Annotated in this window: 19 protein-coding genes; 14 read left to right on the plus strand and 5 right to left on the minus strand. The window is 57.9% G+C overall.

Going from position 1 to position 19505, the window contains the following annotated elements:
• The first annotated feature begins 93 nt into the window (after nt 1–93).
• The 6 genes from DSM3645_RS06160 (at nt 94) to DSM3645_RS06185 (ending at nt 6641) form a co-directional block, all read left to right on the plus strand.
• On the plus strand, nt 94–651 hold the full coding sequence (locus tag DSM3645_RS06160; protein WP_161603300.1) for an RNA polymerase sigma factor: 558 nt from the start codon (nt 94–96) through the stop codon (nt 649–651).
• Nucleotides 652–663: 12 nt separating this feature from the next.
• On the plus strand, nt 664–1227 hold the full coding sequence (locus DSM3645_RS27790; RefSeq protein WP_002651208.1) for a hypothetical protein: 564 nt from the start codon (nt 664–666) through the stop codon (nt 1225–1227).
• The gene (locus DSM3645_RS06170; protein ID WP_002651209.1) at nt 1224–1937 is read left to right on the plus strand and encodes a hypothetical protein; all 714 of its coding nucleotides are present in this window, start codon (nt 1224–1226) and stop codon (nt 1935–1937) included. Before DSM3645_RS27790 ends, DSM3645_RS06170 begins: the two co-directional genes overlap by 4 nt.
• Nucleotides 1938–1941: 4 nt before the next feature.
• Nucleotides 1942–4701, plus strand: a complete 2760-nt coding sequence (locus DSM3645_RS06175; RefSeq protein ID WP_002651210.1) for a DUF1549 and DUF1553 domain-containing protein — start codon at nt 1942–1944, stop codon at nt 4699–4701.
• Nucleotides 4702–4763: 62 nt separating this feature from the next.
• Nucleotides 4764–6062, plus strand: a complete 1299-nt coding sequence (locus DSM3645_RS06180; protein WP_040351650.1) for a DUF1501 domain-containing protein — start codon at nt 4764–4766, stop codon at nt 6060–6062.
• A 90-nt stretch (nt 6063–6152) separates the two neighbouring features.
• Nucleotides 6153–6641 carry a hypothetical protein gene (locus DSM3645_RS06185; RefSeq protein WP_002651212.1) on the plus strand — a complete coding sequence of 163 codons (489 nt, stop codon included), beginning with the start codon at nt 6153–6155 and terminating at the stop codon, nt 6639–6641.
• A gap of 90 nt (nt 6642–6731) precedes the next feature.
• Here the strand turns inward: DSM3645_RS06185 and DSM3645_RS06190 are convergent, their stop codons facing one another.
• The 3 genes from DSM3645_RS06190 to DSM3645_RS06200 all read right to left on the minus strand — a co-directional run bounded on the left by DSM3645_RS06190 (nt 6732) and on the right by DSM3645_RS06200 (nt 9438).
• Nucleotides 6732–7502 (minus strand): 3-keto-disaccharide hydrolase, encoded by a 771-nt coding sequence (locus tag DSM3645_RS06190; RefSeq protein ID WP_040351651.1) that lies wholly within the window; start codon nt 7500–7502, stop codon nt 6732–6734.
• A gap of 195 nt (nt 7503–7697) precedes the next feature.
• Complete coding sequence (locus DSM3645_RS06195; RefSeq protein ID WP_002651214.1) at nt 7698–8873, minus strand: hypothetical protein; 1176 nt, start codon at nt 8871–8873, stop codon at nt 7698–7700.
• A gap of 1 nt (nt 8874) precedes the next feature.
• Complete coding sequence (locus DSM3645_RS06200) at nt 8875–9438, minus strand: sigma-70 family RNA polymerase sigma factor (protein ID WP_002651215.1); 564 nt, start codon at nt 9436–9438, stop codon at nt 8875–8877.
• 238 nt (nt 9439–9676) lie between these two features.
• Here DSM3645_RS06200 and DSM3645_RS06205 point away from each other — a divergent pair, with 238 nt between their 5' ends.
• From DSM3645_RS06205 to DSM3645_RS06215, 3 genes are read left to right on the plus strand one after another with little or no spacing between them, the layout of a single operon-like run.
• Nucleotides 9677–10636: a DUF1559 domain-containing protein gene (locus DSM3645_RS06205; protein WP_002651216.1), complete on the plus strand. Its 960-nt coding sequence runs from the start codon at nt 9677–9679 to the stop codon at nt 10634–10636.
• A gap of 45 nt (nt 10637–10681) precedes the next feature.
• Nucleotides 10682–11110 (plus strand): hypothetical protein, encoded by a 429-nt coding sequence (locus DSM3645_RS06210; RefSeq protein ID WP_002651217.1) that lies wholly within the window; start codon nt 10682–10684, stop codon nt 11108–11110.
• A 60-nt stretch (nt 11111–11170) separates the two neighbouring features.
• Nucleotides 11171–11959, plus strand: coding sequence for an endonuclease/exonuclease/phosphatase family protein (locus tag DSM3645_RS06215; RefSeq protein WP_002651218.1), 789 nt, complete (start codon nt 11171–11173; stop codon nt 11957–11959).
• 3 nt (nt 11960–11962) lie between these two features.
• Here the strand turns inward: DSM3645_RS06215 and DSM3645_RS06220 are convergent, their stop codons facing one another.
• Nucleotides 11963–13894 carry a tetratricopeptide repeat protein gene (locus DSM3645_RS06220; protein WP_002651219.1) on the minus strand — a complete coding sequence of 644 codons (1932 nt, stop codon included), beginning with the start codon at nt 13892–13894 and terminating at the stop codon, nt 11963–11965.
• 100 nt (nt 13895–13994) lie between these two features.
• Entirely contained in the window at nt 13995–15545 is a 1551-nt protein-coding gene (locus tag DSM3645_RS06225) for a UxaA family hydrolase (RefSeq protein ID WP_002651220.1), read from the minus strand.
• Nucleotides 15546–15768: 223 nt separating this feature from the next.
• Here DSM3645_RS06225 and rpmF point away from each other — a divergent pair, with 223 nt between their 5' ends.
• The 5 genes from rpmF to fabF all read left to right on the plus strand — a co-directional run bounded on the left by rpmF (nt 15769) and on the right by fabF (nt 19470).
• Nucleotides 15769–15960, plus strand: a complete 192-nt coding sequence (rpmF, locus tag DSM3645_RS06230; protein WP_040351652.1) for a 50S ribosomal protein L32 — start codon at nt 15769–15771, stop codon at nt 15958–15960.
• Nucleotides 15961–16016: 56 nt separating this feature from the next.
• Entirely contained in the window at nt 16017–16925 is a 909-nt protein-coding gene (gene fabD, locus DSM3645_RS06235) for an ACP S-malonyltransferase (protein WP_002651222.1), read from the plus strand.
• Between the two features lie 42 nt (nt 16926–16967).
• Nucleotides 16968–17738 carry a 3-oxoacyl-[acyl-carrier-protein] reductase gene (gene fabG, locus DSM3645_RS06240; RefSeq protein ID WP_002651223.1) on the plus strand — a complete coding sequence of 257 codons (771 nt, stop codon included), beginning with the start codon at nt 16968–16970 and terminating at the stop codon, nt 17736–17738.
• A 223-nt stretch (nt 17739–17961) separates the two neighbouring features.
• Nucleotides 17962–18198, plus strand: coding sequence for an acyl carrier protein (locus DSM3645_RS06245; protein WP_002651224.1), 237 nt, complete (start codon nt 17962–17964; stop codon nt 18196–18198).
• Nucleotides 18199–18228: 30 nt separating this feature from the next.
• A complete protein-coding gene (gene fabF / locus DSM3645_RS06250; protein ID WP_002651225.1) occupies nt 18229–19470 on the plus strand; it encodes a beta-ketoacyl-ACP synthase II in 1242 nt (413 codons plus the stop codon).
• Nucleotides 19471–19505 lie beyond the last annotated feature (35 nt).

Raw genomic sequence — 19505 nt, forward strand, 5'->3', positions numbered from 1 at the left:
GGCGCGATTTCGACATTTTCCGCCAATATCGGCCCCGGTCTGCGGCTCTTACCTGTGGTTCATCGCGACGATCCAACAAGACAGAACGAGCCTTTGAGCAAGGACGACTCCACGTTCGAAAAGGCGCCGATAGATGCTGCCGCCGTCGAAACGTACTACTGCGAACATGCCGAACGCCTGCAACGCTTTGTTTGGGGGGTGGTGCGTGACGCGCCTACGGCGGCGGATGTTGTCCACACGACCTTTGTCAAATTCGCCGCGCTGGGCGGTTCGGTAGAGCCAGCTGCTCGCAAGAGCTGGCTCTACCAAGTCGCCTATCGCGAGGCATTGTCGATCCGCCGTCGCTTGGCCGTGGGCCGCAAAGTCGACGAGCGGCTCCAATGGCTGCACGCAGGCTGGGACTCGGCGGCGCCCGATACGGAACTCGTTCGCGGTGAATTGATCGACCAGGTTCGCCAGGCGATCGACCGCTTGCCGGAAGAGTTGAAACAAATCGTTTACTTGCGAACTTACGAAGAACAAACTTTTGCCGAAATCGCCGAGACGTTGCAAATCCCGCTAGGCACCGCGTTGGGCCGGATGCGAAACGCGCTCGCGAAACTAAAAACGGCCCTCACCAAACTCGACCAACAAACCAAACGCGAAAACTGACCGTCAAGTCTTATGAGCCAATTCTCGGAACAAGCTGATTTTGATCTCACCGCGGTGCGGTATCTCTCTGGCGAACTTTCGCCGGCCGAGACCGCCGCGTTCGAGATGCTGTTGGCCGATGACGTCTCGGCGTGTGAACGTCTGGCCGATGTCGTCGAGCTGACCGCAGCGATGATGACCGTCCCCAGTGCGCCGGATGCGCGGCCGACGCGGGGCGGTCTCGCTACCACGACATCCTCCCGTCGTTCGACTTCGTTCTGGCCGGCGGCGCTGGCCGCATCCATCGTGTTGGCGGTCGTCGGCGGACTAGCGACGATGGTTGCCTGGAATGAGGACGCCGACACCCGATTGGCGCAGTCCTGGATCGATTCTTCCGACGCCGTCGACGAATTTTTAGCGGTAGAAACTTTGCCGGTTGCCGAACAATCGCTGACGCCGCAACTGAATGCGCTGCAGTGGGATGGCGAGGATGAAGCCGGCTGGAATACTCCTCCCGCTTGGATGCTGGCCGCCGTCGCGTTGGAGCAAGAGGATGATCTCGATCGTGAAGCGACGACCGAAGAGGTGCAGCAGTGATCCTTTCAGCCGTGACGCCGATCGCGAACCGCTGCTGCGCATTAACGCTGGTTTTCTGTCTGCTGGTTTCGGCCGCCGTGGCGCAAAAACCGGGCAAGACCCGCGCGAAAGCCGTCGCCCAAAACGCGGTTTCGCTCGAAAAGAAGCCGGCCGAAAAGAAAGCCAGTAAAAAGCAGGAAGACGCCGACGACTCGATCAGTGAGAGCGAGAAATCGCGTCGCGAAGAATTGGCCTACGCACTCGTTCGCAAGCATCATCCAGAGCTTCTGTCGCTGTTGCGACCGCTGAAGCGGCTCAAGCCGCGGCAATACGAGATGGCGATTCGCGAGCTCTCGCGGGTGAGCGAAAAGCTGAATCAAATCGAACAACGCCAACCAGAGCGTTACGAGTTGGAACTAGCGATCTGGAAATCCAAGTCGCGGATTCAGCTGTTGACCGCTCAGTTGCAGATGTCGCCGGACGATGAAGAACTGCGAGACCGACTACGGGCCGTGATCTCGCAGCAGATCATTTCGCAGCGTGAGCTGTTTGCGTTTGAAAAAGCCCGCGTTTCGCAGCGGCTTGAGTTTCTCAACGCGCAGTTGGAACGGATGGACGGGGATGTTGCGACCATGGTCGAGCAGCGTCTGCGGGCCATCGATCCAGCCGCGAAAAGATCGCCTCGTCTCCGCAATGCGCCCCCCGCGTCGCAGGATTCGCCGAAAGAATAAAACGATGCCCGCCTTTCTGACTGATGCCGGTTCGACCGAATCGAACAAGGAGTTTTCGATGACGCACCGCTTGCTCGCCCCCTGGGGGATGTTGATCGTCGCTTGGTTTTGTTGCTTCGCCGTTACCGGCGCCAACGGCGCCGATCTGCCGACGCTCGATCAGCGTTTTGCTGACGAAGCGATCGACGAGGTCCCCAATTTTCAGCGTCACGTGATTCCGCTCATGAGCCGCTTGGGCTGCAACGGCCGCTCTTGCCATGGTTCGTTTCAGGGCCGCGGCGGCTTTCAGCTGTCTCTCTTCGGGTATGACTTTCAAGCCGATCACGATGCGATGACCAAAGGGGATGAACCCCGCGTCAACGTCGACGCGATCGACGAAAGCATGATCATCGCCAAGCCGACCGACGAGTTCACCCACGAAGGAGGCGAACGCTACAAGCTTGGTAGCTGGGAGCATCGCGTTTTCAAAAATTGGATCTCGGCCGGCGCCAAGTTTGACAAAGACGAAGTCGCCAAGCTGGATCGTCTGGAAGTGACGCCGGCCGAAGTGCTGTTTGGCGTCGATCCTGAACAAGTTCAACTGAAAGCGGTCGCCGTTTGGGCCGATGGTACGCGTGAAGATGTCACGCCGCTCTGCCGTTACACGACCAATGACGGCGAAATCGCCGCGGTCGACGGCGACGGCGTGATCAGCGCCGGCGAAAAAGGGGACACGCACGTTATTGTCGCCTACGACAAAGCGGTGATCTCGGTGCCGGTTTTGCGCCCCCTGACCGATCTGGTTGGCTCCAAATACCCGGAAGTCTCCGCTACGACCAAAATTGATGAGCTGGTTGTCGGCAAACTTCGCAAGCTGGGGATCATGCCGTCGCCGGTCGCCGCGGACGAAGAATTTCTGCGCCGCGTTAATCTCGACATCGCCGGCACGTTGCCGACGCCGGATGAGGTTCGCGCGTTCGTCGCCGACAAAGATCCCCACAAACGCCAAGCGAAGATCGACGAGCTGCTCGATACGACCGCCTATGTCGCCAAATGGACGACGCTGTTGTGCGACATTACCGGCAACAACGACCAGCAGTTGAACAACGTCTCGCCCGTGCGGCTGGGACCGAGTCAGGAATGGTACGACTGGATCTACCGCCGTGTCGAACAGAACATGCCATACGACGAACTTGCGACCGGCATCATCATGGCTCGCAGCCGCGAGCCGGGCGATTCTTACCGCGACTATTGCGAAGAGATGAGCGATCTTTACCGCAAGAACGAATCGTTCGCCGATCGTGACACGTTGACCCACTACTGGGCGCGGCTCAACTTCCGCACGCCGGAAGATCGCGCCATCGGTTTCGCCTATACCTTCATGGGGATCCGGATTCAGTGCGCTCAATGTCACAAGCATCCGTTTGACGTTTGGTCGAAACAAGACTTTGACGACTTCAAAACCTTCTTCGCCCAGGCCCGCTTCACGCGTCAACCGCGTCGCAACGACGCTTCGTTTGAAGAATATACGGCGCTTATGAAAGAGCTGGACGTTACCGGCAAGAACGGCGGCGAGGTTCGCCGCAATATCGCCAAGAAGTTGCAGCAAGGGAGCACGGTTCCTTTTCCAGAAGTCGAATTGCTGCCGACGGCCGCGGTCTTTCGTCAGCCCAATCGCGGCAAGCGAAATAAAAACATGCCGAAGCCCGACATGCTGGCCAACATCCTGGGCGAGACCGAAGTCGACTTGTCGAAGGTGGAAGATATCCGCGAGCCGCTGATGAAATGGCTCGGCAGCGATACGAATCCCTACTTCGCCAAAGCGATCGTCAATCGCGTTTGGGCCGCTTATTTCAATGTGGGAATTGTCGATCCGGCCGATGACCTGAGCCTGGGCAATCCGCCGTCCAACGGCCCGCTGTTGGACTATCTGGCCGCCGGCTTTATCGAAAACGGCTACGACATGAAGTGGCTCCATCGCGAGATCACCTCAAGCGACACTTACCAGCGAACCTGGTTGCCCAACGACACGAACCGGATGGATTTTCGCAACTTCAGTCGCGCCATCCCGCGTCGTCTGCCGGCCGAAGTCGCCTACGACATCGTGACCCAAGCGACGACCAACGACAAAACGTTAGAGAACTATGCGGCGACCCTTGAAGATCGGGCCATGTCGATTCCCGGCACGTCGCCGCAAGGCAAATCTCGCAACGCCCAGTATGCGTTGCAAGTCTTCGGCCGTTCGACTCGCGAGAGCAACTGCGAATGCGATCGCTCGATGGAAGCGAGTCTGCTGCAGACCGTTTATCTACAAAACGACTCCGAAGTATTGAAGCGTCTAACCGATAACGGCGGCTGGGTCGCCGAATTGTCGAAACAGATCAACGGCAATCCGGATGTCGACAAACAGCTGGAGCGTCGCGTCGAGCAAGGCCGCGAATTGATCAACAACGGCCAGAAGAAACTAGCGCGATTGCGTCAAAGCAACGCGAAGCCGGAAGCGATTCGCCAGGGCGCCAAAAAATTGGCCGCGGCCCGCTCGCGGTTAGAAACGCTCGAACGACAGCTTCGTCGTCAGAAACTGCCAGCCGCCGAAAAGTCGACGCCGACCGATATTCATTCTCTGGTGGAAGAAGCCTATTTGCGAACGCTCAGCCGTTGGCCCGATGAGGAAGAAAAGTCGCTCGCCCAGCGGCACTTCCAAGAGGTTGGCGACCCGGTCGACAGCATTCGCGATTTGATGTGGGCGTTGGTCAACACCAAAGAGTTCATCGTTAACCACTAATTGAAGTCACGCTTCCCACCGGCGCCTGCAGCGCTACGATCATTTTTACGGAGACTTGGGATATGGCGATTCACCGAACTTGTGACGGAATACGGCGCCGCGACGCGATGAAAATCGGCCTTATGGGCGGAGTCGGACTCAGCCTTTCCGGCTACCTGCAACTCTCCAGCGCAGGCGAAGTCGCCGATAAAAACGCCAAAGCGGGCATTTTTATCGATCTGACCGGCGGACCGACGCATCTCGACACTTTTGACTTGAAGCCCGATGCGGCGAGCGAGTTCCGCGGCGACTTCAAGCCGATCGCAACCAACGTCCCCGGCATGTTAATCAGCGAGCACCTGCCGAAGCTGGCCCAACAAGCCGACAAGTTTTGCATCCTGCGAGGCGTGTCGCACACGTTGGCCGCGCATCGACTTGGTTCGGAATACGTCAACACCGGTACGCGGCCGATCGCGTCGCTGACCTATCCCGCCTACGGTTCGGTCGTCGCCAAAGAACTGACGGCGCCGGTCGATTTGCCGCCGAATGTCGCGATTCCCCGCGGCTCGCATTCGTCGGGCTTTCTCGGCGTCAAATATGCGTCGCTCAACACAAACTCGACACCCAAGGCCGGCGCGCCCTACGCGGTGCGCGGCGTCAGTTTGAGCGGCGGCTTGACCATCGAAGAGGTGAACCGTCGGCAAGATTTGCTGACTTCGCTCGATCGCAAGTTTCGCGGCTATGAGTCGGATGATCAGCTGCTGGAAGGATTGGATCAGTTCAGCCAACAAGCGCACGCGATCATCACCTCAAAGAAGGCCCGCGAAGCGTTTGACGTGAGTAAAGAATCGCCGGCGTTCGCCAAAGCGTTTGAAGCGGACAGCTTTAGCATGAGCTGCTTGTTGGCGATTCGCCTGGTCGAAGCCGGCGTTCGCTTTGTCACGATCACTAACGGCGGTTGGGACACGCATGTCGACGGCTTTACGCGCTTGAAAGAGAAGCAACTGCCGCCGCTCGACAACGGTCTGGCCGCGCTTTACGGCGGATTGGCCGACCGCGGGTTGCTCGATCAAACGACGGTCTTTGTCACCGGCGAATTTGGCCGTACGCCGAAGATCAACGCCAACGGCGGTCGCGACCATTACCCGCGCTGCATGACCATGCTCATGGCAGGCGGTGGAGTTCGCGGTGGTCAGGTGATCGGCGCTAGTGACGAAAAAGGTTCGGCGCCTGCCGATGGTCACGGCATCCGTCCCGATGATGTCGCCGCATCGTTCTATCACGCGCTCGGCATTGATCACACCAAAGAGTATCACACCAGCAGCGGTCGGCCGATCACGCTGGTTCGCGATGGCAATGTAATTGAAAAGTTGTTTGCTTAAGGTTGGCTGTAACCCATGCCTGGCGTCCCTTGAATTCGACAGTGCGTCGAGCGAAACGCCGGGTTTCTTTTCTTAGGTGGAGACCCCCCCATGAAGAACGTTGTTCGTCAGATGTTGATTTTGACTTTTGTCGCTTTGATCGCGTTGCCGGTGATGGCCGCCGATAAACCCGAAAAGAAAGCGAAGAAGGCGAAAGGCGGCGCCAACGCCGGCGTGTTCGCCGTGCTGAAGAAAATCGAACTGACCGACAGTCAGAAAGAGCAAGTCGCCGCGCTGAAGAAGGAATTTGGCGACAAACTGGCCGAAGCCAATAAAGCGGTTGGACTGACCGACGAGCAAAAAGCGGCTCGCAAGACCGCAATGCAGGAAGTCAAAGACAAAGGCCTGAAAGGCAAAGACGCGCGGGAATTTGTCAACGGCAAGGTCAACCTTTCGAGCCAGCAGCAAGCGGCCCAGAAGGATCTTGCTGCGTTGACCGCCGTCGTGCGGACCAAGCTGATCGGCATTCTGACGCCGGAGCAAAAAGCAGCCGCCGGCATCAAAGACATGCCCGCCAAGAAGAAGAAAGTCGCGAAGTAAGCTGCGCTTCGTTTGCGGTAAATCAAAAGAAAACGCCGACGGATCGACCGTCGGCGTTTTTTGTTTTCTTCGTTCGTCGCAGCCGTCAGCTTATTCTTCTAACTCCATTATCTCGATCTTGCGAAACTCGCAAGGATGGCTCTCTGACTGCAGCGAGATCGTGCCGCCGCTGAGCATCAGGTCGCCATCTTTCGCCAGGCTCTTCGCATGAGCGTCGCGAGCGTCGAGCTGGGACTTCTCGTACTCTAGCACCAGCTCGCCGTTGATGAAGTGTTTGATCACGCCGTTGCCGTGCACTTCGACTTCGCAGGTGACCCATTGGTCGCCGTGAAAGGTGTCGCTGCTGCTGCTAGTGCAGTGCGGCATGAACAAATTGCCCTTCATCACGACGTTAGTCCCCGGCGTGCACAAGTTGGCGGTGGACCGTTTTGCCGTGCCGTCGCCGCCTAACAGTTGCACTTCGATCGAAGCGGGAAAGTCTTGATCTTTCCCCATCGTCTCAGGCGACTCGCCGTGAATCATGATCCCACTATTGCGAAACGCCCAGCCGGGACCCCCTTTGCATTGATCGCCGACAAAGCGGTACTCGAGCCGCAGGCGATAGTTGGAGAAAGGCTCGTCGAAGAAGAGGTGCCCGAACGTTTCGTTGAACTCCGGATACTGTTCGGGGTCATAGCCGACCTTCAGGACGCCATCTTCGACGCGGAAGGTATCGCCATAGTTGTCGCCGGCTTCGTGATAGCGAATCTTGGGCGTCCAACCTTCCAAGTTTTTGCCATTGAACAGGGGACGCCATTTGCCTTCTTCGGCCACGGCTGCGGTTGCCATCAGCAGCGTCAAACCAAGTGCGAGAGCTCTCATGTCGGTCGCTTTCTTCTCGAGATGGGGGGGATGTGGGGTGAGCCTGAGCTTAGGCGAAAGAGATCGGAGTCGATCCAGTTCAACTATAGTCGATCGAATCGGCATCGTCTCGCCGGACGGCTGGGATCGGCCTGATCGGTCCTTTTTTCGCCGGCGAGCGACCGATTTTAGCCGATTTGGCTAGGCCTGCATCGGCTAAGGAGAGAGCGGCCTTTCGGTGATCGGCGTTACGTCCCGAAAGTTGGCGCCGAGCCGGATCTCGTCAAAATCAGTCGAGTAACGGCCGGCGATCGAAATTTGATCGAGACGAAAGTCGGGAGTCGGCAATCGCAGCGTTGACTGAGCGTCGGACGGCGGCTCGTTCAAATCAGGGTTGATCCAGATCGTCGCTTGTTCGGCGCCGGGCCGAAAGTCGATGCGAGCGACAATCAACACTCCTTCGCCGGAAGGCTTGTCACTCGACCGCAAATTGACTTCGGCGCCATCGGTGACGGCGGCGGCCGACCAGTTGCCGCTAGGAGCCGTTCGCAATTTGCCGATTCTTAGTCCGGTATCGTTTTGGCCCAATTGCAAATAGGCGTACCGACCATCGCCGCTGCTATCAAAAGACTGGGTCAAAAAGCTAAGCCAAAGCGAACTGCCGTCGGCGCCAAGCGCGTCGCCGTCCTGCAGTCTCTCAGGCGCCGCTGCGACATCTAGCCGGCGGCTCGTAATTGACTGCGGCCCGGCGCTGGTCCGCAATTGATTGCCGCTGCTGGCCAAGATGCCGCCAAAGCGGTCAGAGTAGCCGAGCATGCCAAACTGCCGCATGTCATGGTGAGTCCAAGGATGATCCGACGGATTGGCCTCGATCAGCGAAACCAGATTGCCCGCTTCGATCCACGCGTCCGAGAATCCCAAACCGCCGTTCAGACCGTTGAGTCCCCCTTCGGTCGGCCATTCATTTTCTCCGATCGGCGCGTCATAGGGCGCATAGTCAAAGCCTTCATAAGCGAATGGCGCCGATCGCGGCCCGCGAGGGAGCGAACTAACCGAGGGAAGCATCAGTCCCCCCAGGATCGCAGCCAAGACGATCAATACGAGGATGGTAGGAATGAACCGGTAGGGACGAGACGAAGGCGCTGGCAAATCAAGGTCGCCGCCTAGCTGCGGTCGATTCAGTCGCGCCTTCTCGCCTTCCATGGACGGTAGCAGTCCGAGAGTCTGAATCCGTTGCCGCAAGTACGAATGCAAGAAGATGCGGCGGAACGCGTCATCGGCCTGCTTTTCGTTTTGTTTGATCCACTCGGTCAACGCGGCTGCGTCGACGTCGCTCAGCGTTTCGCCGTCGAGATGCGCATCGATCAATTCCATCGCTCGCCGCGAGTCCATCTTAGGATGCATTCCTCCCGAGACGCTGGTTGACGCAATCGGACAGCGCCGTCCGTACTCGAGATAAAGTCACACGTACGGCTGCGGCCGACATGCCGAGCTTGGCGGCAATCTGTCGCGGCTTCATATCTTGCGCATAGCGCATCGTTAATAACTCGCGGGAACGTCCCGTCGTCGCGCCCAGACATTCGTTGAGCGCTTGTTGTTCCTCGGTCATCATGTCTTGTACGCGCGTGCAGGCTTCGACCAACGCATCCATCGCTTCCCCGACAAAGACCAGCTTTTCTCGTTTCTTGCCGCGGTAGAAATCGGCGATCTTGATCTTGGCCACCCAGAACGCCCAGGGGAGAAACGGTCGGCTGACATCATACTCGTCAAAGCGAATCGCGATTTCGGCGGCGACCTCTTGCAACAGATCCTCGGCGTCGGTGAACTGCGGCGTCGACGCGATCACAAACGCCAAGACCGAGGACTGCGCCTTTACCCAACTGCGCGCCAGGAGCTCTCGCGACTGGGCCGGCGTCAGTGCGTTAGAGGGGGGCGAATTTTCGGCGGGCTGGTTCATGGATGCAAATATGCCAATCAGGTCGTCAAAAAGAGGTTCGTGTCGCTATTTCCCGTGAACACTATTTGGGGTGGCTAGGTTTCCCCAGTTTGCTGGATTGTTCAGGTTTGATGAATTTCTCCGCGAAGTTGCTAACGAAATGAGGGTCGCCGCGATATTCACATGTGCCAACGCTCCGGCGGTCGTCAGCTGGGGCCACATTCGGTTTCATCGTAACATAGTTTCAAGAAGGTCTATTATGCGTCGGGAATTTGGTTTTCCACATCGCCGCGGGTTTACGCTAGTGGAACTGCTGGTCGTAATTGCGATCATCGGCGTGTTGATTGCGCTGTTGTTACCGGCTGTCCAGCAGGCGCGTGAAGCGGTTCGCCGTATTTCCTGCAACAACCAGATCAAGCAGCTAGGTCTGGCGCTGCACAACTATCATGACACGTTCAGCTCGATGCCGCCGGGCAACTACGGCATGAGCGCTTCTGGCAAATACGACGGCGCCAACTGGCGCGTGCTGGTCTTGCCCTTTATCGAACAATCCGCGCTGCATGATCAACTGAACTTTGCCGGGCGGTTTGAAGGAGACAATCTTACGGGAAACGAGATTCTCCGCGAGCTGATCGTGCCGGGTTTGATCTGTCCGTCCAGCGCCCTTGATCCCTTCTCGAATCCGCATGGCCGGAATGATGAAAAAGCGATGAATATCAGCTATGTCGGCATTTCGGGAGGAGCGCCTTCCGATACGCAACCGTTGATTGGGTACATGGACTGCGGCTACGGGTGGTTCGCCAACAATGGAATGCTGCTGACCAATCAGGCGACCAAATTACGTGATGCGACCGATGGAACATCCAATACGATGTTGTTGGCCGAACAATCGGGGCTGATTGACAACCAAGAGCTGACCGCCAACTATCGCGGCGGATGGCACGGAGCCAGCGGCAAGGATACCGCCAGCACGTCGACGTGTAGTCAGGTTTGGTTCGCGGGAACGACAACCGTGCGTTACAACCCCAACTACGACATCATCACCCCGGGCAACAGTTATCAGTATCGGCACAATACGGTGCTCAATTCGTTTCACCCCGGCGGCGTCAACATGTTGCTGACTGACGGCAGCACTCGCTTTATTTCCGATACGATCAGCCTCGAGACGCTCAAGCGTCTGGCCGTTCGAAACGATGGCGAAGTCTTAGAGGATTTTTAATCCTTTCCCCTGTCTCGCTTACACTGCAGTCGCAAGGAAAATTTCGTGAAACCGTTCGTCGTCTTTGTTTTGATTTCAACTGCTCTTTCTCTTTGTCTAGGCTGCGGAGCAGCACAGCCGGAGGGAATTGTTCAGGGGGCGCTCCAGTTCAATGGCCAACCGGTCACGGGAAATGCGCGGGTCGTCTTGATGAGCATGAAGACCGGCGCAGCCGTCGCGGCCGATGTGCAGACCGATGGAGCGTTCGCGGCCGAAAAGCGACTTCCTCCGGGAGAATACGTTGCTTTTCTGGTGCCAAAGTCGTATGCCGAAGAGGCGCCGGAGTCGCTTGCGGGGCAACGTCGCATTTCCAAACCAAACGAATCCGCATCCGCGAAGTTGGTCCCCGGCAAATACTGGGACGAAGGAACGAGCCCTTGGCGCGTTGCGGTTGTCGCCGGGATCAATGATATTCAATTGACCGCCGAGCGATAATCGTTTCTTCTGCTCACGTGATCCGCATCCGACGACGCCTGCCTTGAAAGTTCTATTGCTGTGATTCGAAATTTGCTGACGATCCTGTTGTCGCTGTGGTGCATAACAACCGCTTCCGCCGCCCAGCCAGAGCCGCTCCGAATTCTTTCTTACAACATTCACCACGGCGAAGGAGTCGACGGCAAGCTTGATTTGCCGCGCATCGCCGCCGTGATCAAGTCGGTCGCACCGCACTTGGTGCTGCTGCAAGAGGTGGATTGCCACACCGCACGGACCGGGAATGTCGATCAGGCGGCCGAACTAGGCAAGCTGACCGGGATGGAGGTCGCTTTCGGCGGAAACTTGCGGCTCGGCAAAGGAGACTATGGAAATGCGATCTTGTCTCGGTTTCCCTTAACCGAAGTAAAAAATCACTCGCTCCCCAATTTGACCAACGGCGAGACGCGTGGAGTCTTGAGCGCGATGGTGCGATTTCCCTCGTCGACCGGCGACGAACCATTTCTCGTTTTGGCGACGCATCTGGATCATCGCGCCGGCGAAGCGGATCGACTCGCGTCGATCGATTTCATTCGTCAACTCGTAGGCGAAAAAGAAAGAACGACGATCATCGGCGGCGACTTCAATGCGACGCTCGAGAGCGCCGTCCTGAAGAGATTTCAGGAACATTGGACGTTGTCGAATCTGGTTGAGAAGCCGACGTTTCCGGTCGCCAAGCCAGAGCGGCAGATCGACTTTGTCGGGTATCGGCCGATGCGACGTTTTCGGGTGGGCGAAGTTCGCGTCATCGACGAGGCGATCGCTTCCGATCATCGCCCTTTTTTGGTCGAGCTGTTTCCAGTCACGCCCTAGCGCTTAGTTAGGAGCCGCCAACGCTTGTTTGACGGCGGCCAAATTGCGCTGCACGGTCTTGTTCTGCGGTTCCAGGGCAAGCGCTGCTTGGAGATGCGTTTGCGCTAGGTCGTAACGCCCGAGACGCACGAATACGTCCGCTAGATTGTTATGCGCTTCGACGTATCTCGGATTCAATTGGATCGCGGTCAGATAGTGGACCACGGCGCTCTGGTCATCGCGTTGTTCCAGACAGCTTCCCAACAGCTGATGCGCCTTGGCGCTGCGCGGATTGAGCGCTAGATCTTGCTGTAGGTATTTTTGCGCTGCGTCGTGATTTCCTTCATGCAGCTCGATGGAGGCAAGCTTTTCAAGCAGTTCCGGCAGGTGGGGAGCCTTGCGATACGCGATCTGCAATTGTTCTTTGGCTTCGCCCAAACGATGAGAGTCGAACAGAAACATGCCGTAGTTGAAGCGAGCGTCAACAAAGTCAGGATTGTCGGCGATGGCGCGTTGGTAACAAAGCTCTGATAGCGCGGGGTTCGGCTGGTACGTTTCGAGGATCGACGCATAGTTGCTCAGCACGCGATGGTCGGACGGATTCAGTTGGTAGGCCTTGATAAAAAAGGCGTAGGCCTGTCGCTGATTTTGCTGCATTGCATATTGCTTGCCGACATTGGTGTAGCCGCGCCAGTTGTCGGGCGATTTGCGGACTACGTCGCTCCAAAGCGACATCGGCGAATCGTAAACTTCGTTCCGCAGCGCCGTCGTGACGCCGAGCGAAAGAATGATCACCGCGGCCATAGCGCCGGCGAGCTTGGTGCGATGCGGCGGCGCAAGTCGCGCGATCAACTCGTATCCGCCGATCACCGCCAGCACCGCCAACGGGAGCAGCGGAAGATACATGCGATGCTCAAACGCGAGGTCGATGATCGGCGCAAAGCTAGAGGATGGCGCCAGAATTACAAAGAACCAGCCGCCGAGAAAGCCAAGCGCTGGCGCTTTCCAGATCGACCAGATCACGAGGATCAGCAAGACCAGCATCACGAGATCGGCCGTATAGAGCGAGACGAGATTGTCAGACGCCGCCCAACCATAATCGATGTTTTGCCCCTGCGGCCAAAACGCCAAGCGGATGTAATGCAGGATCACCGGGCCTTGATTCATCGCATAGACGAGCGGCGACATCTGGTCGTGAAACAAAGAGCCGCGTTTCGAGATCCAGCTCCACCGCGCAGCGATGAAGCAGATCAACGCGCCAAACGCCAGCAAATAGAACGCGTAGTAGCCCCACCGCTTTCGCCATAATTCGCGCCAGCTTTCGGCGAGAAAAACGCGGTCGTACCACAGCGCCATGATCGGAGCCGCGGCCATCACTTCTTTGGTCCCCATACCGAGCACGCAGAAGCCGAGCGACGCGACCAACCAGCTTCGTTTGCCGCGATCGACGCCGCGGATCAAGCAAGCCAGCGTCAACAAAAAGAAGAGCCCCATCAGCGACTCATAACGCTGCACGATGTAAGTTACGCTTTGTGTTTGTAATGGATGCAGCGTCCAGACGAGTGCGATCACGCCTGCTAAGGGGATCGCCGCCTGCGCGTATCGTGCCGCAAGTCGCGGAGACTGAAAGGTGCGCCAGATCAACCAATAAAGGAGGGTCGCCGAACTGAGATGAATCACAAGATTCACCAAGTGATAGCCGAAAGTGTTCACGCCGCCGGCCAAATAGTTCAGGCCGAACGTCGCGGCGCCAACCGTTCGCGGACCTGGACGCACCCATACGGCGAGCGGCGCGTTGGCCATTCCGCGCGCGCCGGCGATCATCATATCGTCATCAAAGACCAGCGCGCCCCGAAAACTGTTGGCGTAAAAGATGGCGCCCAGGACAAGAATCAGCCCGATCCAGAATCGATGCAAGCGATAGAGCGGCGGCGAATGGACGTGACTGGGGGGCATTCAGCGATCTAACGGAGAGCGGCCAGTGAGCATGCAAACGATTCAGTTTCGTCATCAAGCGTTCAGATCTTATGAAGAAACTGTAAAGAGCGGCGGCGATTCAGAGCGTCGGGCCGACCAGCCACGGCACGAACTCTTCTTCGCCGATTCCCAACGCTTCACTTTTGGTCGACTTGCCGCTGGCGACGGCCAAGATTTCTTCAAAGATCTTCGCGCCCATCGCGTCGACCGAGACCCCCTGCAGGATTTCGCCGGCGTTGATGTCCATGTCATCGACCATCCGCTCGTACATCGGCGTATTGGTCGCGATCTTGATCGACGGTGTCGGCTTGCAGCCGAAACAGCTGCCGCGACCTGTCGTAAAGACGACCACGTTGGCGCCTCCGGCGACCATGCCGGTGACGCTGGCCGGATCGTAGCCCGGCGTGTCCATCACCATCAGACCACGTGCAGTGGGGGCTTCCGCATATTGCAGAACGTCGACCAGCGCGGTTCCGCCGGCTTTGGCGACGGCGCCCAGCGACTTCTCGGCAATCGTGGTCAGGCCGCCTTCTTTGTTGCCAGGCGAAGGATTGTTGTCGAGCTGCACCCCAAACATCCCGACATAACTTTTCCACCACTCGATCCGCTCAATCAATTTGTCAGCGACGGCGACATTGATCGCGCGACGCGTCAACAGTTGTTCGGCGCCAAAGATCTCCGGCGTTTCGGCCAGCATCGATATTCCGCCGGCGGCGACGATCCGATCGGCCGCGGCGCCAACCGCCGGATTGGCGGTGACGCCTGAGTAAGCGTCGCTGCCGCCGCATTCGGTCGCCAACACGATCTCGCTGGCCGGGATCGCTTGGCGGCGAACATCGTTGACGCGCGGCAGCATTTCGACCAGCCGCGCGACGCCGGCTTCGATTGTTTTGGCGGTTCCTCCCTGATCTTGCATCGAGAGGATCAGCGGAGCTCCCGCCGGCTGATCGGCCGATCCGTCGAGCTGGACCAACCGCTCTTGCTGCACCAGATAGCCCATCGCGCCGGTTTCACAACCCAGGCCGATCAGCAGATAGCCGCCGATGTTAGGGTGCCGCGCGATGCCGGCCATCACGCGATTGAGCGTCTGATGAGCGTCGCCGCCAAACTGCATGGCGCAGCCGCTTTGGTGCGTGAATGGGATGACGCCGTCGATATTCGGAAAATCGGCCAATCGCCGCTCGTCAAACGCATGCGCCACATACTTGGCGACGCTGGCCGAACAATTGACCGTCGAAATCACCGCAATATAGTTGCGTGTGCCTGCGCGTCCGTCGGCACGCAGGTATCCATCGAAGGTTCGCCCGGTGATCGGCGCCGGCGGCGCCGGGGTTTCGCTCGCCGACGCGTAATCAAGATGCAACTCGCCGAGATGCAAATTGTGGCTGTGGACGTGCTCGCCCAGCGAAATGGCGCGGGTCGCGTAGCCGATTACCTGGCCATATTTATGGATCGGCGCCCCGGCCGCAATCGCGGTGAGAGCGATCTTGTGGCCAAATCGAACCTCGGCGGCGGCGGTAACGGCGCCGCCGCCGACCGAGAAATCCTCGCCGCGAGCCAGTGTTTTGGCCGCCACAGCGACGTTGTCGGCCGCATGAAGTTGAATAACGCTGGGTGGGGCAGGGGGCATAATGCAGGCTCGGATGGGCGTAAATCGAGTGGTATAAGAAGCTTACAGCCAGCGGCGGCTGTCGGCAATCATTCCAGCGGACCGGCCGTACGCCCTTTGACACGCCGGACCAACCTCCCTAAAATGATCCGTTTACTCTGAGGCGATCGGGGCCGATTGTAGTTATTGCTCCCGAGCAGCAGGGATCCACCGGCCGCCCTTCTCAACCTACAGCGAAGTCGCCATGGCAGTACCAAAGCGTAAACAGTCTAATTCTCGTACCGGAATGCGTCGTTCGCACGATGCGCTGAAACCCCGGGAACTGCAGTCCTGCTCGAATTGCGGGATCGCTCTGCCGACTCATGTCGTTTGCCCAAATTGCGGCACCTACATGAAGCGGGTCATCATCAAAGACGAACAGGCCGCCGCCGAGTAGTCAGCTCACGCGTCGCGCGTGCGTTGCATTAGCGCGACCACGAGAAGGGGAATCGCGTGAGCAAGATCGCGTTTCTGTTCCCTGGTCAGGGAGCTCAATACGTCGGCATGGGTAAGCAGCTCGCCGCTTCGAGTCCGAAGGCGGCCGAGTTGTTTCAGCGCGCAGCCGAGATCCTCGGCTACGACCTGGCCGAACTCTGCTTTAACGGTCCAGCCGCACGGCTTGATTCGACCGTGTTCAGTCAGCCTGCGCTGTTTGTCACCAGCATCGCCGCGCTCGAATCGATGCGCGAAGAAAACCCGGACGCACTTTTGTCGTGCGAAGGAACCGCCGGGCTGAGTCTGGGCGAATACACGGCCATGGTCTTTGCCGGCGTCATGCAGTTTGAAGACGCACTGCGGGTCGTCCAGATCCGGGGCGCCGCCATGCAGGAAGCGGCCGACGCCGTTCCGAGCGGCATGGTCAGCGTCTTGGGGTTGGATCGCGATCAGGTCTCGGCCATTTGTGCGGAAGCGCGCGAAAACGAGATTCTCGAAATCGCCAATCTGCTATGTCCAGGCAATATTGTCGTTTCCGGCTCGAATGATGCTTGTGAGCGCGTGCCGGCGGTTGCCGAAAAAGTAGGCGCGATGAAAGTGATGCCGCTGGCCGTAGCCGGTGCGTTTCATACCCAAATCATGCAGCCGGCGGTCGAGAAACTGACCGCTGCCCTGGCCGACGTACCGATGTCGGCCCCGCGAATACCGGTCGTGTCGAACGTCGACGCGGTCCCGCATCGTGATCCGGAAGAAATTCGTCAGTTGCTGATTCAGCAGGTTTGCTCCCCGGTTCGCTGGGAAGACTCGATGCGTTATCTGCTGGAGGCCGGTTTCAACGAGTTTTTTGAAATCGGCGCCGGTCGCGTCCTACGCGGACTGATGAAGCGGATCGATCGAAAAGCGGAATTTCATAATATTACGGCCTAAGGCCAAACGCCGTTCAGCCATTTACTACGTTAGGTGATTTTGATGAGCGACAATTCCCACGCCGCATTGCCGGTCGATTTGAACGGACTTACCGCAATCGTCACGGGCGCTTCGCAAGGGATCGGCAAATCGATCGCGACCGCGATGGCCTCGCGCGGCGCCAAAGTCGCCGTCGTCGCTCGTAATGCGGAAAAGCTGGCCGACACCGTCGCAATCATCGAAGCCGCAGGCGGAGTCGCCCAAGCGTACAGCTGCGACGTCACCAAGCGAGAGAGCGTCGAAGCGGTTGTTGACGCGGTGATGGAGAAGTGGGAGAAGCTGGATGTGCTGGTCAACAATGCCGGCGTTACCCGCGATAACCTGCTGCCGGTCATGACCGACGACGAGTGGGACAACGTCATTGAAACGAATCTCCGCGGCATGTTCCTCTTTACGCGGGCCGCTTCGAAGCAGATGATGCGAGCCCGCTTTGGCCGTATTATTAACATCAGCAGCGTTTCGGGGCTGATGGGAAACCCGGGCCAGACCAACTATTCGGCGTCGAAGGCGGGTATGATCGGTTTCACACGCAGCCTGAGCCGCGAGCTGGGAAAGCGGAAGGTAACGGTCAATGCGATCTGCCCTGGTTTCATCGAAAGCGACATGACCAAGGCCCTGGGCCCGGCGGTGATGGACGAGGTAAAAAAGCGGATTCCAGCTCAACGAATGGGAAAGCCCGAGGAGATCGCCGACGGCGTTCTGTTCCTTGCGAGCCCCCAAGCTGCCTATATTACCGGGCAAGTTCTGACAATTGATGGGGGAATGACCGGTTAATTGGTCACCCCTGATCGACGAAACTTGCTGACCTGAATACATTTAAGACTAGAGTCACGCAAGTCCATCGGATCGAAACGAATTGCCGCGGTGCAGGTCTCTTCCACCTTGACCTGTCTTGCAGAATTCCTCTATCTTGTTGGACTTGAATTTTTAACGCTTGCACAATTTACATACAGTAAATAAGCCAGGTTCCTTGGTTTCTTGCGGAGGGCTTCACGCCGTGTCGGTACAAGAACGCGTATTTGAGATCGTCGCCAGCCAATTGGGCGTCGACCAAGACAAAATCACGATGGAGAGCTCGTTCGTCAACGATCTCGGCGCCGATTCGCTCGATACGGTCGAGTTGGTGATGGAATTGGAAGAAGAGTTCGACATCGATATTCCCGAAGACGCCGCTGACAAGATCGAAACGGTCGGCCAGGCGATCAAGTTTATCGAAGAAGCAAAGAATTCGTAATTTCGTCGGCCTTCGGAAGAGTTCAAGGGAATGAAGCGACGAGTCGTCGTTACCGGCTTGGGGATTGTAACCTCGCTTAGTCATCGTCTGGATGAATTCTGGACGAAGCTGACAGCGGGGGAGAGCGGCATTCATGAACTGAAGCTGTTCGATACCTCCAAGTTCAAAGTCAACTTCGGTGGGGATGTCCATGATTGGCGCCCGACCGAATACTTTGATTCGAAGGAGCTCAACCGCATCGACCGCTTTACGCAATTTGCGATGGTCGGCGCGGTCGATGCGATTAACGATTCCAAAATTGAATTTTCGAATTACGACTCGTTCCGCTGCGGAGTAATTCTCGGTTCCGGAATCGGCGGTTTGCAAACGATCGAAGATCAAGTCGAGCGTTTGCTGATGAAGGGGCCTGATCGGGTCTCGCCGATGACGATTCCGAAGCTGATGCTCAACGCAGCCGGCGGTAATATCTCGATTCGATACGGCCTGCGCGGACCCAACTTCACCGTTGCGACCGCCTGCGCCAGCGCTACCAACGCCATCGGCGACGCGATGAAGGCGATTCAATACGATGAAGCCGACGTCATGATCACCGGCGGCACCGAGGCCGCAATCACGCCGATGGGCATGAGCGCCTTTGCCAACATGCGGGCCCTCTCAACCCGCAATGATGATCCGGCCAAAGCTAGTCGTCCGTTCGACCTCGGTCGTGACGGTTTCGTCATGAGCGAAGGCGCAGGGATCGTCGTGCTGGAAGAGTTAGAGTCCGCCAAAGCTCGCGGAGCCACCATCTACGCCGAACTTGTCGGCTATGGATGCAGCGGCGACGCCGGGCACATCACTTCGCCAGACGAAGAAGGTCGCGGAGCGTCGCGTGCGATGCAAAACGCGCTGAACGACGGCGCGCTCAACGCCAACTGCATCGATTACATCAACGCCCACGGCACGAGCACGCCGCCGGGGGATGTCGCCGAAACGAAGGCGATCAAAAACGTCTTTGGCGAACACGCCTATCAACTGAGCGTCTCGAGCACCAAGAGCGCCCTGGGGCACTCGCTGGGCGCCTCGGGCGGGATCGAAATGATCATCTCGATCATGGCGATGAAGACGTCGACCGTACCGCCGACGATCAATTTGGAAGACCCCGATCCGAAGTGCGATCTCGACTACACGCCGAACGTCGCCAAAACGCGTGAGCTGAATTTTGCGATGAGCAACAGCTTCGGTTTCGGCGGACACAACGCTTCGGTGATTGTCGGCAAGTACAAAGAGTAAGCCGCACAAGCTAATAAAGCGACACAGACAAGGCG

Origin of the sequence: Blastopirellula marina DSM 3645 (assembly GCF_000153105.1) — a bacterium.
GTDB classification, from domain to species: domain Bacteria; phylum Planctomycetota; class Planctomycetia; order Pirellulales; family Pirellulaceae; genus Blastopirellula; species Blastopirellula marina.